This window comes from uncultured Xylophilus sp. (genome assembly GCA_913776965.1).
Taxonomy (GTDB): Bacteria; Pseudomonadota; Gammaproteobacteria; order Burkholderiales; family Burkholderiaceae_C; genus Xylophilus.
In genome coordinates this window covers 1-17,463 of sequence record CAJYQL010000116.1, presented here as the reverse complement: position 1 = coordinate 17,463, position 17,463 = coordinate 1, and the positions used below count along the sequence as shown (strand labels likewise).

18 protein-coding genes and 1 pseudogene are annotated in these 17,463 nt (G+C 69.2%); 11 read left to right on the top strand and 8 right to left on the bottom strand.

The window, feature by feature from the left end:
* The 3 genes from QZ500_RS16230 to QZ500_RS16220 all read right to left on the bottom strand — a co-directional run.
* A partial coding sequence (locus tag QZ500_RS16230) for a methylated-DNA--[protein]-cysteine S-methyltransferase (RefSeq protein ID WP_295856576.1) occupies positions 1-442 on the bottom strand: 442 nt, incomplete at its 3' end.
* Entirely contained in the window at positions 439-2,079 is a 1,641-nt protein-coding gene (locus QZ500_RS16225) for an AlkA N-terminal domain-containing protein (protein WP_295856574.1), read from the bottom strand. The genes QZ500_RS16225 and QZ500_RS16230, both read right to left, overlap by 4 nt.
* Before the next feature lie 99 nt (positions 2,080-2,178).
* Positions 2,179-3,240, bottom strand: coding sequence for a LacI family DNA-binding transcriptional regulator (locus tag QZ500_RS16220; protein ID WP_295856573.1), 1,062 nt, complete (start codon positions 3,238-3,240; stop codon positions 2,179-2,181).
* A 50-nt stretch (positions 3,241-3,290) separates the two neighbouring features.
* Between QZ500_RS16220 and QZ500_RS16215 the strand changes: the two genes are divergently transcribed.
* From QZ500_RS16215 to QZ500_RS16200, 4 genes are all read left to right on the top strand, one after another.
* On the top strand, positions 3,291-4,061 hold the full coding sequence (locus QZ500_RS16215) for a 3-ketoacyl-ACP reductase (protein ID WP_295856571.1): 771 nt from the start codon (positions 3,291-3,293) through the stop codon (positions 4,059-4,061).
* 43 nt (positions 4,062-4,104) lie between these two features.
* The gene (locus tag QZ500_RS16210) at positions 4,105-5,064 is read left to right on the top strand and encodes a tripartite tricarboxylate transporter substrate binding protein (protein ID WP_295856569.1); all 960 of its coding nucleotides are present in this window, start codon (positions 4,105-4,107) and stop codon (positions 5,062-5,064) included.
* A gap of 124 nt (positions 5,065-5,188) precedes the next feature.
* Positions 5,189-6,571 (top strand): phosphomannomutase/phosphoglucomutase, encoded by a 1,383-nt coding sequence (locus QZ500_RS16205; RefSeq protein WP_295856567.1) that lies wholly within the window; start codon positions 5,189-5,191, stop codon positions 6,569-6,571.
* 79 nt (positions 6,572-6,650) lie between these two features.
* Positions 6,651-8,018, top strand: coding sequence for a 3-deoxy-D-manno-octulosonic acid transferase (locus tag QZ500_RS16200; RefSeq protein ID WP_295856565.1), 1,368 nt, complete (start codon positions 6,651-6,653; stop codon positions 8,016-8,018).
* 29 nt (positions 8,019-8,047) lie between these two features.
* On the opposite strand, the gene QZ500_RS16195 is transcribed toward QZ500_RS16200, so the two are convergent.
* The 4 genes from QZ500_RS16195 to QZ500_RS16180 all read right to left on the bottom strand — a co-directional run bounded on the left by QZ500_RS16195 (position 8,048) and on the right by QZ500_RS16180 (position 11,273).
* The gene (locus QZ500_RS16195; protein ID WP_295856563.1) at positions 8,048-9,373 is read right to left on the bottom strand and encodes a TolC family outer membrane protein; all 1,326 of its coding nucleotides are present in this window, start codon (positions 9,371-9,373) and stop codon (positions 8,048-8,050) included.
* A 120-nt stretch (positions 9,374-9,493) separates the two neighbouring features.
* Positions 9,494-9,844, bottom strand: a complete 351-nt coding sequence (locus QZ500_RS16190) for a rhodanese-like domain-containing protein (protein WP_295856562.1) — start codon at positions 9,842-9,844, stop codon at positions 9,494-9,496.
* 28 nt (positions 9,845-9,872) lie between these two features.
* Complete coding sequence (locus tag QZ500_RS16185; RefSeq protein WP_295856560.1) at positions 9,873-10,562, bottom strand: protein-L-isoaspartate O-methyltransferase; 690 nt, start codon at positions 10,560-10,562, stop codon at positions 9,873-9,875.
* A 39-nt stretch (positions 10,563-10,601) separates the two neighbouring features.
* Positions 10,602-11,273, bottom strand: coding sequence for a TetR/AcrR family transcriptional regulator (locus QZ500_RS16180; RefSeq protein WP_295856557.1), 672 nt, complete (start codon positions 11,271-11,273; stop codon positions 10,602-10,604).
* 138 nt (positions 11,274-11,411) lie between these two features.
* Between QZ500_RS16180 and msrA the strand changes: the two genes are divergently transcribed.
* The 3 genes from msrA (at position 11,412) to QZ500_RS16165 (ending at position 14,713) form a co-directional block, all read left to right on the top strand.
* A complete protein-coding gene (msrA, locus tag QZ500_RS16175; protein WP_295856555.1) occupies positions 11,412-11,960 on the top strand; it encodes a peptide-methionine (S)-S-oxide reductase MsrA in 549 nt (182 codons plus the stop codon).
* A 54-nt stretch (positions 11,961-12,014) separates the two neighbouring features.
* Positions 12,015-12,479 (top strand): hypothetical protein, encoded by a 465-nt coding sequence (locus QZ500_RS16170; protein WP_295856553.1) that lies wholly within the window; start codon positions 12,015-12,017, stop codon positions 12,477-12,479.
* Between the two features lie 116 nt (positions 12,480-12,595).
* On the top strand, positions 12,596-14,713 hold the full coding sequence (locus QZ500_RS16165; protein ID WP_295856551.1) for a TonB-dependent receptor: 2,118 nt from the start codon (positions 12,596-12,598) through the stop codon (positions 14,711-14,713).
* Between the two features lie 69 nt (positions 14,714-14,782).
* Here the strand turns inward: QZ500_RS16165 and QZ500_RS16160 are convergent, their stop codons facing one another.
* Complete coding sequence (locus QZ500_RS16160) at positions 14,783-15,196, bottom strand: DUF4148 domain-containing protein (RefSeq protein WP_295856550.1); 414 nt, start codon at positions 15,194-15,196, stop codon at positions 14,783-14,785.
* 18 nt (positions 15,197-15,214) lie between these two features.
* Here QZ500_RS16160 and QZ500_RS16155 point away from each other — a divergent pair.
* From QZ500_RS16155 to QZ500_RS19595, 4 genes and pseudogenes are all read left to right on the top strand, one after another.
* Positions 15,215-15,939 (top strand): annotated as a pseudogene (locus QZ500_RS16155) (heavy metal response regulator transcription factor).
* Positions 15,940-15,943: 4 nt separating this feature from the next.
* Positions 15,944-16,426: a hypothetical protein gene (locus QZ500_RS16150; protein ID WP_295856548.1), complete on the top strand. Its 483-nt coding sequence runs from the start codon at positions 15,944-15,946 to the stop codon at positions 16,424-16,426.
* 138 nt (positions 16,427-16,564) lie between these two features.
* A complete protein-coding gene (locus QZ500_RS16145; protein WP_295856546.1) occupies positions 16,565-16,849 on the top strand; it encodes a histidine kinase dimerization/phospho-acceptor domain-containing protein in 285 nt (94 codons plus the stop codon).
* Positions 16,850-16,993: 144 nt separating this feature from the next.
* Positions 16,994-17,329, top strand: a complete 336-nt coding sequence (locus tag QZ500_RS19595; protein ID WP_366763366.1) for an ATP-binding protein — start codon at positions 16,994-16,996, stop codon at positions 17,327-17,329.
* Positions 17,330-17,463 lie beyond the last annotated feature (134 nt).

The window sequence follows — 17,463 nt, the reverse complement described above, 5'->3', positions numbered from 1 at the left end:
TGCCGACCACCCGGTGGCACGGCACGATCACCGACACCGGATTGCGGCCGACCGCGGCGCCCACCGCCCGCACCGCGGCGGGCCGGCCCAGCACGACGGCCAGGTCGCGGTAGCTGTAGGTGGCGCCGTGGGGAAGGGCCTGCAGCGCGGCCCAGACGGCCTGCTGGAAGTCGGTGCCGCGCGGGAGTTCGAGCGGTACCGAGAACGCGGTGCGGCGGCCGGCGAAGAAGTCGGCCAGTTCCGCCTCGGCCTGGTCCAGCACCGGGTGCGCTGCGGCGTGCAGCGGCCACGCCGCGGGCCCGTCCAGGTGCTGCGCCGGCCAATGCCGCTGGTCCCGGAACCACAGGCCGGCCAGCCCGCGCGGCGTTGCGGCCAGGGCCACTTCGCCGAGCGGACTGTCGTAGCGGCGCTGCACGGTGTCCGGGCCGTAGGTAATGGTCATTTCGAGGCTCCAGCGCCCGTGGCGCCTGCGGATGGTGCTATCGATTCGGTAGTGGTGATGCCCAGCGTGTTCCAGGCGCGCAGCACGGCGTAGCTGCGCCAGGGTCGCCACGCCTGGGACGCTTCGGTGGCGGCCTGGGCCGGTCGCGGGTCGTCGCGCACGCCCAGCGCTTTCTGCAAGGCGACGTCGCCGGCCGGAAACGCGTCGGGCCAGCGCAGTGCGCGCATCGCGATGTACTGGGCGGTCCAGTCGCCGATGCCCGGCAGCGCGCACAGGGCTGCGATCGCCGATGCGGGCGGGGCGCCGGGCTGCAGCCGCAGGGTGCCGGCCTCAACCGCCCCGGCCAGCGCCACGATCGCCGCCTGCCGCTGCCGCACGATGCCGAGGCCGCCCAGCGCGTCGGCATTCGCTTTGGCGAGCGCCACTGCAGAGGGGAACAGCCGGTCCAGCCCGGGCACCGGCGTTGCGAGCGGTGCGCCGAAACGCGCCACCAGCCGGGTGGCGAGCGTCCGTGCCGCCGCGACGGTGATCTGCTGCCCGAGCACCGCCCGCACCGCCAGTTCGAAGCCGTCCATCGCACCGGGCACCCGGGCGCCGGCGGTGCCGGGGAAGTGCGGCAGCAGCAGCGTGTCGATGGCGGCCGGGTCCGTGTCCAGGTCGAGCAGCGCGCGCACCCGGCGGATCACCGCCGGCAGCACCGGCCGCAGCGCATCGGACATCTGCAGCAGCACCTGGTCGCGGGCGGTGTCGAAGCCGATCTGCAGCCAGCCGGCATGCAGCCGGCTGCCGGTCGAGAGCGCGAAGGTCCGCCGATAGCGCGGGCCGTCCGCGGCGTCGACGACGGTTTCCATCCCCGCGATCTGCCGCTTGCGGAGGAAGTCGAGCATGGCGGCGGCCTGGTACGGCGGGCGCCAGGCGAGGCGGATCGGCAGGCTGCCGTCTGCGTCGGCCGCCGTACTGCCGCGCCGCCATTGGCCGGGGGCCAGGCCGTAGTGGTGGCGGAAGGCCGCCTGGAAGCGCCGCAGGCTGCCGAAGCCGCTGGCCGTCGCCACCTCGGCCACCGGCAGGGTGGTATCGGTCAGCAGCTGCTTGGCCGCGAGGAGCCGACGCGTCTGCAGGTACTGCAGCGGGGAGACACCGAACTGCGCCTCGAAGATGCGCCGCAGGTGGCGGTCGCTGACGCCCAGTCGCTCGGCGAGCCGCAGCACCGGCGCGCCGAGGTCGCCGTCGGCGCTCCAGCCGATCTCCGGGTCGTCGAGCTGGCGGGCGGCTTCGCGTGCCAGCAGGGCCGATGCGTCCTGCACCGACCAGACGGCGCCGTCGGCCTCGGCGGCGGGTGCGAGTTCGGGCCGGCAGCGCAGGCAAGGCCGGAACCCGGCCTGCTCGGCCTGCGCCGCCAGCGCGAAGAAGCGGCAGTTCTCGCGCCGCGGCGTCCGCACCCGGCATACGGGCCGGCAGTAGATGCCGGTGGAGGTCACGCCGGTGAAGAACCGGCCGTCAAAACGCGCGTCGTGCGCGGCCAGTGCGCGGTAGCAGCCATCGGGATCGGCGGGCAGGCCGAGGTGTGCTGCTTCTGTGCCCGGCAGCGCATCCGTCGCACGCGGCGCGTCGGGGAAGCGAGGGGCGGTGCGGGGCATGGGCGGATCATAAGAAGGGCGCAGCCGCGGGAGGCGCTGTTTTCGGACATGCGGCTCCGAGCAACGGACAGGGCGGAGTCGGGCGTTGCGCGGCCGGATTCAACCCGAGCCGCGCACGACCAGCTGCGGCGTCGCCTCGTAGGCTTGCGCGGGCCGCCCGGGCTCGGCAATCCGCTGCAGCAGCAGTTCCGCGGCGCGTAGGCCGAGTTCGACCGGCCGGATATCGACCGTGGTGAGCGGAGGGTTCGAGTGCGCCGCATCGAGCACATTGTCGAAGCCGACCAGTGCGAAGTCGGCACCTGCGCGCAGTCCCCGCGCACCCAGTGCCGACAAGGCACCGAAGGCGGTGATGTCGTTGTAGCAGACCGCTGCGGTCGCCGCGCCTTCCCCATCCAGCAGCGCATGCAAGGCACCGTACCCACCCGCCCGATGGGGTGGGGCGCTCACGACGAGTACAGGATCGAAGGCAATGCCGGCTTCTGCCAGCGCCTGGCGATAGCCGGACACCCGGTCGACCTGCATCGTGCCGGGCAGGCCGCCGAGGAAACCGATCCGGCGGTGTCCTGCGCCGATCAGGTGCTGCGTGGCGAGGAACACGCCCTGCGCGTTCGCTACGCCAGCGAAGTCGTGGCCGGCACGGTCGTGTGCGCGCACGATCAGCGTGAGGGGCGTGCCGCTGTCGCGGAGGCGGGCAAGGTTCTCCGGCGGCGTGCCGATGGCCGGGCAGAGCACGATGCCTCCCGCGTGCAGCTCGCGCATCGACTGCAGCAGGCGTTCCTGCCGACGCGGGTCTTCTTGGGAATGTCCCATCAGCACCGTGTATCCGGCTTCCACCAGCGCACTCTCCAGGCCAATCAACACTTCCGAAAAGAACGGATTCATCAGGTCGTTGATGACGACGCCGATCGTGGTGGACGACTGCCGTCGCAGACTGGCAGCGCGCTGGTTGTAGATGTAGCCGAGCGCCGCCGCTGCGTTGCGCACCCGTTCTGCCGTGGCTTCGGGAATCCGGGTGCTGCCCTGCAGCACCAGCGATACCGTGGATTTGGAGACTTGTGCGAAGGCGGCTACGTCCAGGATGGTAGGCGTCCGCCCGGCGGCCTCGTCGTTTCGCATAGTGTTTTCCCTGTGTGCTGTTGACCCAGCGGTGGATCGTTCCAACAATCGCGATCATCCCAAATTGGAACGTTCCAGCACATAGTGGATTCACGATGTCGCACACCCGTCCTCTTGCCATCGTGACCGGAGCGCGCCGTGGCATCGGCGCTGCGATCGCGCTTTCGCTGGCACAGCGAGGTTACGACCTGGCCATCACCGACGTCGCAGACGAGGGGGCGGATCAGGTACTGGCGGACATCACCGCCTGCGGTGCCCGCGGCCGGCTTTTCCTCTTCGACCTGGCGGACACGGGCCGGCATGCCGAAGTGCTCGACGCGGTGACAGCCTGGGCCGGGCCGATCCGCTGCCTGGTCAACAACGCAGGCCTGCCCGCCGAGCGGCGCGGCGACCTGCTCGATGTCGGTACCGCATCGTTCGATCGGCTGCTCGACGTGAACCTGCGCGGCACCTTTTTCTTCACCCAGGCCGTGGCGCGACGCATGCTCTCCGATGCGCCGGGCGGCGCGGCCCGCAGCATCGTCACCGTCTCGTCGGTCAGCGCCGAGATGGCGTCGGTCGAGCGCGGCGAATACTGCCTCTCCAAGGCCGGCCTCGGCATGCTGACCAGGCTCTTCGCCTTGCGTCTGGCGGCGAGCGGCATCGGCGTTTTCGAGGTCCGTCCCGGCATCATCCGCACGCCGATGACCGAAAGCGTCGCGCCGGCCTATGACGCCCGCATCGCCGACGGCCTCGTACCGATGGGCCGCTGGGGCCGCCCGGAAGACGTCGGCCGCTCGGTCGCGCTGCTGGCCGGCGGCGAACTGGCCTTCGCCACCGGCAGCGTGCTCCAGGTCGACGGCGCACTGTCGATACCCCGCCTTTGATGCATTGATTCCCCACCCGCCCTTGTTCTCCAGGAGACTGACCATGGCACTCTTTCGCTCCCTGATGCTGGCTGCCACGCTCTGCATATCGGCCGCAGCCCCCGCATGGGCCGAAGGCTACCCGTCGAAACCGGTCGAGATGATCGTGCCGTGGCCGGCCGGCGGCGGCACCGATGTGATCGCGCGCGTCTATGCCGAAGCTGCGCGCCCGCACTTCGCGCAACCGATCCTCATCGTCAACCGGCCTGGGGCCATCGGGTCGATCGGTTTCAGCGAGGCGGCCGCCGCCAGGCCCGACGGCTACAAGGTCGTGATGGCCACGCCCGAACTGCTGATCGCGCCCTACCTTGGTATCGGCCGCGCCAGCTACGAGAACTTCGTGCCGATCGCTCGTATCAACGCCGATCCGGCTTCGGTCACCGTGCGCGCCGATGCCCCGTGGAAAACGATCGAGGAGTTCCTGGCGCATGCCCGCGCCAGCGCGGGCAAGGTCACGCTGTCGACGTCCGGCAACGGCGCGATTCCCGACATCGCGGCCGCGGCGCTGGAGGACCGTACCGGCATCAAGTTCACCCGTGTGCCGTACCAGGGCGAAGCGCCGGCGATCCAGGCCATTCTGGCGGGCCAGGTCGATGCGACCGTGGTAGCGCCAGGGGCCATGAACAGCCACATCCAGGCGGGGAAGCTGCGCGTGCTGGCTGTGACCTCGGCCCAGCGCATCGCCGAGTTGCCGCAGGTGCCGACGCTCAAGGAACGCGGTGTGGACCTGGCCATCGGCACCTGGCGTGGCCTGATGGTGCCCAAGGGCACGCCGCCCGACGTGGTTGCGCAATGGCGCGAGCTGACCCGCAAGGTGAGCGCCGATCCGAAATACCAGGACACGCTGAAGAAGCAGAACGTGAACCTGATCTACGAGGAGGGCGACCAGTTCACCGCGGTCATGCGCGAGAACGACGCTCTCTTCAAGCGGTTGGTGCCACTGCTGCAGGTGACTGCGAAATAGTGCGTGTTGCCGCACATCGCAGCGAACGTTGCTCGGGCCGCCGTCCGACAGGGCGCGAGAGGAGCGCTCCCTACAATTCGCCGGATTTTCCTCGTTCACGACACCCTGTCCGGAGCTTTTCCCCATGCCCTTCGCCCCGTCCATCTTCAAGGCCTACGACATCCGCGGAGTCGTGCCGTCCACCCTCGACGAGGTGGTCGCCCGCGCCCTCGGCCGGGCCTTCGGCACGACGGCGATGGCGAAGGGCGAGACGACCGTCGCAGTCGGGCGCGACGGCCGTCTGTCGGGGCTGGCGCTGTCGCGCGCGCTGATCGCCGGGCTGGTCGATGCGGGCGTGCAGGTGATCGACGTCGGCGCGGTCACCACGCCGATCCTGTACTTCGCGGCCAGCACCCATGCCACCAGCGGCATCCAGGTCACCGGCAGCCACAACCCGAAGGACTACAACGGCTTCAAGATGGTCCTGGCCGGCAAGGCGATCTACGGCGACGAGATCCAGGCGCTGCGCCGCATGATGGACGAGGAGGGGTGGACGCTGCAGGACGGCGGCGCGGTCCGCGAGATGGACGTGGTCGACGAGTACGTGCAGCGCATTGCCGGCGACATCAAGCTCGCCCGCCCGATCAGGATCGTGGTCGATTCGGGCAACGGCATCGCCGGCGCCACCGCGCCGAAGATCTTCCGCGCGATCGGCTGCGAAGTGACCGAGCTGTTCAGCGAGGTCGACGGCAATTTCCCAAATCACCATCCGGACCCGAGCAAGCCCGAGAACCTGCAGGACGTGATCCGCGCGCTGCGCTCCGGCGATGCCGAACTCGGACTCGCCTTCGACGGCGACGGCGACCGCTTGGGTATCGTCACCAAGGACGGCCAGAACATCTTCCCCGACCGCCAGATGATGCTGTTCGCCCAGGACGTGCTGAGCCGCGTGCCCGGCGGCGAGATCGTGTTCGACGTGAAGTGCAGCCAGCGGCTCGCCCCCGCGATCGAGGCGGCCGGCGGCAAGGCGACGATGTTCAAGACCGGCCATTCGCTCATTAAGGCCAAGATGCGCGAGACGAATTCGCCGCTCGGCGGCGAGATGAGCGGCCACATCTTCTTCAAGGAGCGCTGGTACGGCTTCGACGACGGCACCTACGCCGGCTGCCGGCTGCTGGAGATCGTCAGCCGGAGCCCGGACGCGAGCGAAGTGCTGAACGCGCTGCCGACCAGCTTCTCCACCCCCGAACTCAACGTGCAGTGCGCCGAGGGCGAGCCGCACACGCTGGTGCAGCAGCTGATCGACAGCGCCCGCTTCGACGCGCCGGCCAAGGTCTCGACGATCGACGGCGTTCGGGTGGACTGGCCGGACGGCTTCGGCCTGATCCGCGCCTCCAACACCACGCCGGTGCTGGTCCTGCGCTTCGAGGGCCACACCCAGGATGCGATGCACCGCATCGAGAACGACATGCTGGCGCTGCTCAAGACCGTCAAGCCGGACGCGCACGTGGGTGCTGCTGCGCACTGAGCGGCAGCGGTCGAGGCACTGCTCATGAAACCATAGCGCATGGCGCACGCGGGTCCTGCGCCATCGCCGTTTTTGAACGATGGAAACCTTCCTGCAACGCGCCGTGCGCAGTCTCTACGGCCTCGGCCTCCGGGCGGCGCAGCCACTGTTGCGGCGCAAGCTCGCGCGGCGCGGCGTGGCCGAGCCCGGGTACCTGGAGGCGGTGGAGGAGCGATTCGGCCGTTACGACACGGCCGCGCCCGCCGCGTCCGGCCTGCGCATCTGGGTCCACGCGGTATCGCTCGGCGAAACCCGCGCCGCCGCGGTGCTGGTCGCCGCGCTGCGGGAGCGCCTGCCCGGGATGCAGCTGCTGCTGACCCACGGCACCGCCACCGGCCGGGCCGAAGGCACCCGGCTGTTGCAGCCGGGCGACCTGCAGGCCTGGCAGCCCTGGGATACGCCCGGGGCCGTCGCCCGGTTTCTCGCGCACTTCCGGCCGTCGATGGGTCTGCTGATGGAAACCGAGGTCTGGCCCAACCTCGTCGCCGGCTGCCGGCAGGCCGGCGTGCCGCTGTGCCTCGCCAACGCACGGCTGAGCGCGAAATCGCTGCGCGAGGCCGAGCGGCTGGCGGTGCTGGCCCAGCCGGCGTTCGGCGGCTTGGCCGCGGTCTGGGCGCAGAGCGACGGCGATGCCGAACGCCTGCGCACGCTGCAGGCGCCGGTGCACGGCGTGTTCGGCAACCTGAAGTTCGACATGGCGCCCGACCCTGCGCTGCTCGCGCGCGGGCAGGCGTGGCACGCAGCCGCCGGTCGGCCGGTGCTGCTGTTCGCCAGCTCACGCGAAGGCGAGGAACAGCTGTGGATCGAAGCTTTGGGTCGTTTTCGGTCCCTAGCGCAAGCAGGACGTGCGCAAGGCGCTGCTGATTCGATAGCGAATCGCCCTTTGTGGCTGATCGTCCCTCGCCATCCGCAGCGGTTCGACGCGGTGGCCGCGCTGCTCCAGGATGCCGGCCTGACGGTCGCACGGCGCAGCACCTGGGGCGACGCACCACCGGTCGAGGCGGCGGCTGCCGACGTCTGGCTCGGCGATTCGCTGGGCGAGATGGCGCTGTACTACGGTGCAGCCGATGCCGCCCTGCTTGGCGGCAGCTTCGCGCCGCTCGGCGGCCAGAACCTGATCGAGGCGGCAGCCTGCGGCTGCCCGGTGGTGACGGGGCCGTCCACCTTCAACTTCGCCGAGGCCGCCGACGGCGCTACGGCGGCGGGCGCTGCATTCCGTACCACCGGCATCGACGAGGCGATCGCGACCGCCTGCCGGCTGATCGACGATCCCGCCGCGCTGGCCGCTGCCCAAGCCGCCGGACGGCGCTTCGCCGCAGCGCACCGGGGCGCGGCCGCCCGAACCGCCGATGCGGCAGTCACACTGCTGCGGAACGCGGCAGCCGAACGTCGCCGCCCTGCCGCCTGAAGTCGCCGCGCCGCGCCGCGGCGCGGCGCTCAGGGCGTCAGCAGCGCGTTCACGTTCTGCAGATCCTGCGTCGTCAGCACGCCCGCCGCCTGCCGCAGCCGCAGCTGCGCCATCAGCACGTTGTAGCGCGCCTGCGCCAGGTCGCGGCGGGTCTGGAACAGCTGGCTCTGGGCGTTCAGCACGTCGATGTTGATCCGGACGCCCACCTCGTAGCCGAGCCGGTTGGCGTCGAGCGCGCTCTGGCTCGACGCCTCGGCCGTTTCCAGCGCGCGCACCTGGCTGGCGCCGGACAGCGCGCCGAGGAACAGCGTCCGCACCTGCTGCGCGACGGTGCGCCGCGCGTTGTCGAGGTCGGCCGCCGCGCGCTCTTCCAGCGCGAGCGTCTCCCGCACCCGGTTCTGCACTGCGAAACCGGCGAACAGCGGCAGGTTGAGCTGCACGCCGACCGAGGTGGCGTTGGTGCGGTAGGGAAAAGGCAGGATCAGGCTGCCGCTCGGGTAACGCTGCACGTTGTAGCCGGCGGTCAGGTCCACCGTCGGCAGGTGGCCGGTCTCGGCGCGGCGCACCTCCAGTCGGGCCACGTCCAGCGCGAGCTGGGCCTGCCGCACCGCCGGCTGGGCCTCCTGGGCCTGTGCGACCCAGCCTTCGAGCATGGCCGGTGCGAGTTCGGGCAATGCTGCCGGCAGCGCCAGCGGCCGGGGCTGCACGCCGGTGCGGCCGAGCAGCTGGTCGAGCGCCAGCCGCCGCACCCGCAGTTCGTTGTCAGTCGCGATTTCCTGCGCGGCGACCAGGTCGGCGCGCGCCTGCGCTTCGCGGCTGTCGGTGATCGTGGCAGCGCCGATCTCGAAATTGCGTTGCGCGAAGGCGAGCTGCTGCGTCACCGCGGCCTTCTGGGCCTGCACCACCGCCAGCGTGTCCTGTGCGGCGAGCACGTCGAAGTACGCCTGCGCGACGCGGACCGTCAGATCCTGCACCGCGCCGTCGAGGGCGGCGCGCGCCGCGGCGACCTGGCGCTGGCCCTGTTCGATCGCGATCCTGTTGGCCGGCCGGTACAGCGGCTGGGTGCCGTTGATGCCAACCGTCTGCGCGTTGCCGTTGCGGTCGCCGCCGGGGGTGATCTCGGTCAGCGTCCGGCCCGCGGTGGCGCTGAAACCGACTGCCGGCAGCACGCCCGCCCGAAGCTGCTCTGCGCGGTAGACCGTGGCGTCGTACCCGGCCTGCGCCGACTGCAGCGGCGCATCGAAGGCCCGCGCAGCCTCGTATGCCTCGACCAGTGTCTCGGCATGCAGGGCGGCCGCACCGCAGGCGGCCCCGCCGGCGGCGGCGATGAGGAGGGTCGGGAGCAGGCGGGGCATGGGCATCCTCGTATAGGGGGGCAGGACTGCGCGGCCGGTCGATGCGCGCAGGCAGGCGAGCGCGCGCCGCGCAGCCGGCTGCGCCGCGGAAACAACAAAGTCGATTCGGGAAAAGAGGCGTCAGTAGCGCGGTACGGTGCCGTCGCGCTCGCGCGACCAGGCATCGATGCCGCCGGCGATGTTCACCACATCGTCGAAACCGTTCTGGGCCAGGAAGGCGGCGACCCGCTGGCTGCGCGCACCGTGGTGGCAGAGGCAGGCCACCGGGGTCGTGCGGTCGAGCTCCGCCAGCCGGGCGGGCACGCTGTTCATCGGCACCGTGACCAGCCGGAAGCCCGCCGGGGTGACGCTGGCCGTCTGCACTTCCCATGGCTCCCGCACGTCGAGCACCACCGGTTCCGCGCCGGCATGGGCGGCGAGCCACTGGTCGAAGTCCGCAGGGCGGGTCTGGGCGATGGACGGTGCGTGCATGGAAGGTAAGCCCGGAAAAAGAAGGAAATCAGAAACGGAAGCGCGACGGCTCCGGGAACCCCGCGAGCCGCGGTGCGACCGTGTCCCACGGCTCGGCCGTGGTGTACTGGGACTCGCCGGTACGGGTAACGATGTGGACGCGCATCATCGGCTCGCTGCCGACGATGGCTGCCAGCCGGCCGCCGACCTTGAGCTGGGCCAGCAGGGACTGCGGCACCTGCGCGACCGAGCCGCTCAGCAGGATCACGTCGAACGGGCCTCCGGCGACCGTGCCCTGCGAGCCGTCGGCGACGCGGACTTCGACATTGGCGATGCCGGCGCGCTGCAGGTTGGCGCGGGCCTGGGCGGCGATCTCGGGGTCGATCTCCAGCGTCACCACCCGCGCGGCGCGGCTCGCGAGCAGCGCCGCCATGTAGCCGGAGCCGGTCCCGATCTCGAGCACCGACTCGTGCTTCTTCACCACCAGGTCCTGCAGCAGCCGGGCCTCGACCTTCGGCGCCAGCATCGTGCGGCCGTGCGGCAAGGGAATTTCCATGTCGACGAACGCCAGCGCCTTGTGCTCCTGCGGCACGAAATCCTCGCGGCGCAGGACCGCCAGCAGGTCCAGCACATCGTTGTCGAGCACGTCCCACGGGCGGATCTGCTGCTCGATCATGTTGAAGCGGGCCTGGTCGATCGGGCTGGCGTGGTCGAAAGGCGTGTTGAGGGGCAGGTTCATCGGAATTCTTTCGGGTGCGTCGGGGCAAACCGGCCGATTTTAGGGCGCCGTGCCGGGGCCGACGCCGTGCGGCGCCGCTTCCAGGCCGCGCAGCAGCAGGTCGGACTGCGTGCGCAGGAAACGTTCCGCGTCGAACGGCCGGTCGCCGCCTGCACTGGCTGGCGGCTGCAGCATCAGGAACATCATCGGCGCCTTCAGGGCATAGACGGCGTAGTCCACATCGACCGCCCGGAACTCGCCGCGGGCGATGCCGCGCCGCACGATGCGCGCCAGCAGCGCGGCACCGGGCGCCTCGACTTCCTGCTGGTAGAACTTGGCCAGCTCGGGGAAATTGCAGGCCTCGGCCGTCATCAGCTTGCAGATGCCGGCCGCCTTGGTGCAGCCCACGTGCTTCCACCACTCGTCCAGCGCATAGATCAGCATTTCGGCCGAACTGGCGGTGTAGCTGTCGATCTCCGACGACCAGCGGTCGAACAGGCCGACGATGCTGTGCCGCACGACCGCCTTCAGCAACTCCTCCTTGCTGGGGAAATAGAGAAACAGCGTGCCCTTCGACACCCCGGCACGCGACGCCACGTCCTCTACCTTCGTGGCCGCATAGCCGCGCTCGACGAACAGGTCCAGCGCCGCATCGAGCAGCTCGCCCGGGCGCGCCTCTTTGCGCCGTGTGCGACGCGGCGGAGAGGCGGTGGTGTCCAGGTCCTGATCCATGTTAATGACTCGTGGGTTAGTAATGTAGGGGTGCCGACGGAGCGCCGTCAACCATCTGCGTGCTGAGGCGATGTACGGCCGGTCACCGTCGCACCTGCTCATGGTGCGATGCTGACGCGTCCATCGAAAGGATTCCCCATGTCAGAGAAAAGGCAGGAAACGATCGTGCTCGGCGGCGGCTGCTTCTGGTGCACCGAGGCGGTCTATGTGCGCGTGCGCGGCGTCGAGGATGTCGAGAGCGGCTATTGCAACGGGCATGGTCCGGCACCCAGCTACGAGCAGGTCTGCACCGGCCAGACCGGTTATGTCGAAGTGGTGAAGCTGGTGTTCGACCCGTCCGTCATCACGCTGCGCGAAATCCTGGAGATCTTCTTTGTCGTGCACGACCCGACGACCCTCAACCGCCAGGGCAACGACGTCGGCACGCAGTACCGCAGCGGCATCTACTGGACCGATCCGGCGCAGCAGGCGGTGGCGCAGGAGGTGATCGCCACGTTGCGCGCGCAGGGCGCTTACGACGCGCCGATCGTCACTGAAGTCCTGCCGCTGGAGCGGTATGCGCCGGCCGAGGCGTATCACCAGGACTATTTCGAGCACCACCCGAACCAGGGCTACTGCGCTTATGTCGTCGGGCCGAAGGTGCAGAAATTCCGCAAGACCTTCGCGGACTACGTGAAGGCCGACTGACGGCCCAGCGGTGCAGCGGGCAGGCCGGGGCGCCTGGGCGACAATCGCCCGCCCATGCCTGTCTTGTATCGCCCCTTGCTCGAGCGCCGTTGCCGCACTGGCGGGTCGATCCGTATCCGCATGGGATGGTTATGGGTGCTGCCCTTGCTGCTGTGCGCGATGCAGATGCTCGGCCAGTGGCATGCAGTGCTGCACGGGCCGATCTCGGCAATCGGCCTGACGGCCGGACCCGAAGCCCACCACCACCATCGCCCCCACGCCCTGTCTGCCAGCGCAGACACGGCGTGGGCGCATGAACACGACCATGGGCATGGTATCGGCCGCCTGTTCGGGGACCACCCGCACGACGCGGACTGTCGTCTCTACGACCAGCTCTGCCAGGCCGACGACATGCCGGCCGCCGCGGCCCACAGTCTGCCGGTCGTACCTCCCACGGCCCTGCAGGCCTGGTGGAGCGGCGAAGCGCTGCTGCGGTGGGCGGCGCTTTTCGACGCCCGCGGCCCCCCTTCGTTCCGTTGACGCATCTTCGCGCGCCGTCCGGCGTGCGGGCCGACCTTGCCTGAGCGGCAGTCGGCGACTGGTGTGCGCATGTCTTGCAGCTGCGCACCAAGATCGATCTTCAAACGGGTACTTCCATGCTTTCCTTCTTCAGGGCGAGTGCCATCGGCGCCGCCGTTCTCTCCTATGCGGGTGCAGCTTGCGCCCAAGCTCCTTCCGCCGCCGTGCCCGACGCGTCGCCTGCCCCGGTGCCGCTCCGAAGCCTCGGCGACATCACCGTGACCGGCAACCCCCTCGGCGCGGCCGACACGGTGGTCCCGGCCGAGCGGCTGACCGGAGATGCGCTGACCTTGCGCACCCAGCCGACGCTCGGCGAAACCCTCGACCGGCTGCCCGGGGTCAGCAGCACCTATTTCGGCCCCAACGCCAGTCGGCCGATCATCCGCGGGCTCGACGGCGACCGTATCCGCATCCTGCAGAACGGCGGAGCCACCTTCGACGCGTCGGCGCTCAGCTTCGACCATGCCGTCCCGACCGAGGCGCTGACCACCGAGCGCATCGAAGTGCTGCGCGGACCGGCGGCGTTGCTTTACGGTGGGAGCGCGGTCGGCGGCGTGGTCAACGTGATCGACAACCGCATTCCGCGCGAGCCGATCAACGGCGTGACCGGCAAGGTCGAGGCCGCGGGCGCTACCGGCAACAAGGAACGGTCCGGCGGCGCGCTGATCGAGGGCGGCAACGAGCGCTATGCCCTCCATGCCGATGTTTTCGACCGCCGCACGGACGACGTGCGCGTGCCGGTCGACCTCGTCTGCGAGAAACCGGGCGCTCCGGGTCTGACCCGGCGCATCTGCAATTCCGCGAGCCATGCCCGCGGCGGCGCGCTTGGCGGCAGCCTGTTCTTCGATCGGGGATACCTCGGCGCGTCCGTCAGCACCTACCGCAGCGACTACGGCACGGTGGCCGAGGACGATGTGACGATCGGAATGCAGTCGCGGCGCTACGCGCTGCAGGGCGAATGGCGGGTGCAGGGCGGGCCGCTGGAGAGCCTGCGGATGCAGGCGAGCCACACCGACTACCGGCATACCGAGTACGAGGGCGGCGCGGCCGGTACGGTGTTCCGCAACCGGGGAAATGACCTGCGGCTGGAAGCCCGCCATACGCCTTGGGGCGCCCTGCACGGGGTGCTGGGACTGCAGGTGGACGCATCGCGTTTCTCGGCGGTCGGCGAGGAAGCGTTCGTACCGTCGAGCCGCACCCGCGCCACCGCCCTATTTCTCCACGAGGAATGGCGTACCGGCTGGGGCAAGTGGACGTTCGGCACGCGCTCCGAGCAGGTCGAGGTGGCCTCCAGCGGCAGCGCCGACAGCGATCGCTTCGAGATTGGCCGTCGCAGGTTCCAGCCCCACAGCGCCGCAGTCGGTGCCGTCGTCCAGCTGGCGCCGGCATGGCAGTTCACCTCCAACCTGGCCTACACGCAGCGGGCGCCCAAGGATTACGAGTTGTTCGCAGCCGGACCGCACCTCGCCACCGGCGCTTGGGAGACCGGCGACAGCACCCTCCGCAAGGAAAGATCCACCGGCGTGGATGCCGGCTTGGCGTGGAAGGACGGACCGCACCGCTTCAACCTGACGACGTTTGCGACGCAGTTCGGCCACTACATCGGGCTCGCGCCGACCGGGGGTGCCGTCACAGAGGAGGGTGCTCGTGTCGCCGGGGGAACCGACGGCGCTTTGCCCGAATTCCGCTACCAGGGTATTCGTGCTCGATTCACGGGCATCGAGTCGAGTGCGACGGTACGGCTCGTCGGCCGGAACGGGATCTGGTCCGGCAGCCGCGAGGACACTGCTGCGTCGACGTGGGACTGGTTGCTGCGGGCAGATCTGGTGCGCGCCCGCGACAGCGATACCGGCCAGCCGCTTGCGCGCATCGCGCCGGCCCGGTTCGGCAGCAGCATCGTGTGGGCCGAAGGCCCGTGGCGCGTGACCGGCGGCTTCGACAGTGCCGCTGCCCAGCGCCGCGTGCCGGTGGGGAGCCGTGCGACCGCCGGCTATACCCTGTGGAATGCGTCGATCGGGTACCGATCCACCCTGCCGATGGGCCAGAGGTCGGGCACCGTGCTGTGGTACGCCCGCTTCGACAACATCACGGATCGGCTCGCCTACAGCGCGACATCCATCCTGACCAGCACCGCTTTTCCCAAGTCGCCACTGCCGGGGCGCAGCGTAAAGGTCGGCGTGCAGGTGCAGTTCTAACTTCGCGGGGCGGCCGGCGGTGGGGCGATCCGCCGCTGGCCAGGGGTTTCTGAGGACGTCAGCCCTTCATCAGTTCGGGCGGTACTGTTCGCCGACAGGCATCCGCACCGTCTTGTAGGCATCGCTGCGGACCGTCGCGCGGTCGGCGACCTTGATCGACTTGGGTGTCGGGAACACACCCAGTCGCACCGCTTGCGCATGCTGTTTCTGGGCGGCGGCCATGTCGTTCTTCACTTGGGCGCGGGTCTTGGCTTGCACGGACGAGTCCCAACGCGTGCTGTAGCCACGCTCGTCGGTCGTCGGCACGAGCACATGCGTGGCGAATGCAGGGGCGCTGAGGCACAGGACGGCTGCAGCGGCGATAAGGGGGCGGGTGTTCAGGGTGGCGTCCTCTGAAGTTGGTGATGGACGTACTGTGCGGTTCAGGCCCCTACCGGACCCGGACGCCAGGATTACGAATTTGTCATCTCGCCCGTCCGCCATCTCGTTACCCGCGGATCCATGCGCATCCTCATCGTGGAAGACGAACCGAAGCTGGCCGACTACCTGCGGCGTGGACTGCAGGAAAACGGCTACGTCGTGGACGTGGCGCAGGATGGGGTGGACGGCCTGCACCTTGCGCGCGAAGGGCGGTACGACCTGATCCTGCTCGACGTGATGCTGCCCGCCCTTGACGGGTTCGGCGTGCTGCGGCTGCTGCGCCACGATGCGGCGCCCGCCAAGTGCCGGTCCTGATGCTGACGGCCCGCGACCGGGTCGAAGACCGCGTGCAGGGTCTGCAGGGGGGTGCCGACGACTACCTCGGCAAACCCTTCGCTTTTTCCGAACTGCTGGCCCGGATGGAGGCGCTGTTGCGCCGCGGCGCCAGCCGCCCACTGGAAGAGAGCGCGGTACTGCGCGTCGCCGACCTGGAACTGGATCTGCTGCGCAGACGGGCGGTGCGCGGCACGGTGCGTCTCGATCTCACGGCCAAGGAATTCAAGCTGCTGGCCTTACTGATCCGCCGCAGCGGGCAAATGCTGTCGCGCACCGTCCTGGCCGAGCAGGTGTGGGACATGAATTTCGACAGCGACACCAATGTCGTGGAAGTCGCGATCCGGAGGCTGCGCAGCAAGATCGACGACCCGTTCGAGCACAAGCTGCTCCACACGATGCGGGGGATGGGCTATGTGCTGGAGGACCGTCGCGACATGACGGCTTCTGCGACGCAGCCCTCGGTTCCATGAAGCCATGCAGCGTCTGACGGCGTGGCTTCAGGGCAGGCGCCGCGACGGATACGCATCGCTCGGCACCCGGCTTTCGCGGATATTCGCGCTCCAAGCGCTGGCGCGGCTCGGCGCGGTCTGCCTGGCGATCTACCTGTTCGTGGGCTGGGCGCTGGACGACCGGGCGAGCGACGAGCTTGTGCGCAAGACCGATCTGGTCCGGCTGCTGCTCGAACACGGCGCCCACGAGGGCCGCGAGGACATGGACAGTCTGCGCGGACAGCTCGACACCTTCTTCAAGGTACATACCGATCTGTCGCTAACCATCGCGGCCGGTGAAGGGCGGGAGGTGCTCTATCGCAGCCCGGTCGCGAGCGGAACGCACTTCCGTCGCACGCGTCAGGCGACTTTCGACGTGGTCGCGGCGGAGGGAGTGGAGCAACCAATCCCGGTCGTCCCGCAGATGGATCAGTATCCGGATGCAGACCTGCTACACCAACTCGCATAGGGGCTCGCCGCTGTCGCCTGCGTCGGCGCGGCGGTAGTCGGGGCGGGTGGCTACTGGGTGGTTCGGCGGGGACTCGCTCCGCTGCGGGAACTGGCGCAACAGACGCGTGCGCTGTCGGCGCGCCGGCTCGACCAGCGGTTGAGCATCGAACAGCCGGTCGAGGAGCTGATGCCGTGGATCGAGCAGGTCAATGAATTGCTGGGGCGTCTCGAGCAGGCTTGGCAGCAATCCGAGGGATTCAATCCAGACGTGGCGCACGAGCTGCGGACACCCCTCGCGATCCTGACGGGGGAGACCGAACTACTGCTCACGGGCGGTGCGAGTATGGATGTAATGCGCGAAACGCTGGCATCCAGTCTGGAGGAATTACGGCGGCGGTCGACCATCGTGAGTGACGTGCTGTTTCTGTCGCGGGCTGATTGAGGTGCGGAGGCGCGCAGAACAGTCCCAGATTCGTTGGCTTAAGAGGTGCGTGCTATCGCGGAGTTTCATGGCGTAGCGTCAGAAGAGCGGAACCTGACGGTGTAGGTCACTGGCGACTGTGTCTGTGCCTACGACCGGGGACTGGTGCGTGGCGCGATCTCCAACCTCTTCGGGAATGCCTCTCGCTATGCAGATTGTGAGTCGACGATCCACGTAAAGATCAGTCGTGAGCAGCATGACGGGACTGCTTACGCGCGTATCACAGTCACCAACCAAGGTGCTCAGATCACACCAATAGTTCAAACGTGCATGTTCGACGGGTTCTTTCGGGCTGATTCCGCGCGGCAAGATGCGCGGAGTGAACACCACGGCCTGGGCTTGGCCATCGTGGCTGCCATCGTCCGTATGCACGAAGGTGAATTCAGTGCTATCTGCACCGATTGCGGAAGCACTGCCTTTTTGACTCTCAAAGCAAACTAATTGGGCTGGTGCAGGAGAGAGCGTCAGAACCTGTGCTAAATTCGAGGGCTTCGCTGCAGCGGCCTGGAGTTTTCCGGTGGCAGTTGGCGGGGCGGGGTTGATGAGGTGGTGTCGGGATTCTTTTTCAGGCGGGT

Excerpts from the sequence above, each read along its gene's own strand:
- QZ500_RS16225 (WP_295856574.1), bottom strand. The coding sequence starts at position 2,079 with ATGCCCCGCACCGCCCCTCGCTTCCCCGACGCGCCGCGTGCGACGGAT.
- QZ500_RS16215 (WP_295856571.1), top strand. The coding sequence starts at position 3,291 with ATGTCGCACACCCGTCCTCTTGCCATCGTGACCGGAGCGCGCCGTGGC.
- QZ500_RS16210 (WP_295856569.1), top strand. The coding sequence starts at position 4,105 with ATGGCACTCTTTCGCTCCCTGATGCTGGCTGCCACGCTCTGCATATCG.
- QZ500_RS16205 (WP_295856567.1), top strand. The coding sequence starts at position 5,189 with ATGCCCTTCGCCCCGTCCATCTTCAAGGCCTACGACATCCGCGGAGTC.
- QZ500_RS16200 (WP_295856565.1), top strand. The coding sequence starts at position 6,651 with ATGGAAACCTTCCTGCAACGCGCCGTGCGCAGTCTCTACGGCCTCGGC.
- QZ500_RS16195 (WP_295856563.1), bottom strand. The coding sequence starts at position 9,373 with ATGCCCCGCCTGCTCCCGACCCTCCTCATCGCCGCCGCCGGCGGGGCC.
- QZ500_RS16190 (WP_295856562.1), bottom strand. The coding sequence starts at position 9,844 with ATGCACGCACCGTCCATCGCCCAGACCCGCCCTGCGGACTTCGACCAG.
- QZ500_RS16185 (WP_295856560.1), bottom strand. The coding sequence starts at position 10,562 with ATGAACCTGCCCCTCAACACGCCTTTCGACCACGCCAGCCCGATCGAC.
- QZ500_RS16180 (WP_295856557.1), bottom strand. The coding sequence starts at position 11,273 with ATGGATCAGGACCTGGACACCACCGCCTCTCCGCCGCGTCGCACACGG.
- msrA (WP_295856555.1), top strand. The coding sequence starts at position 11,412 with ATGTCAGAGAAAAGGCAGGAAACGATCGTGCTCGGCGGCGGCTGCTTC.
- QZ500_RS16170 (WP_295856553.1), top strand. The coding sequence starts at position 12,015 with ATGCCTGTCTTGTATCGCCCCTTGCTCGAGCGCCGTTGCCGCACTGGC.
- QZ500_RS16165 (WP_295856551.1), top strand. The coding sequence starts at position 12,596 with ATGCTTTCCTTCTTCAGGGCGAGTGCCATCGGCGCCGCCGTTCTCTCC.
- QZ500_RS16160 (WP_295856550.1), bottom strand. The coding sequence starts at position 15,196 with ATGGCGGACGGGCGAGATGACAAATTCGTAATCCTGGCGTCCGGGTCC.
- QZ500_RS16150 (WP_295856548.1), top strand. The coding sequence starts at position 15,944 with ATGCAGCGTCTGACGGCGTGGCTTCAGGGCAGGCGCCGCGACGGATAC.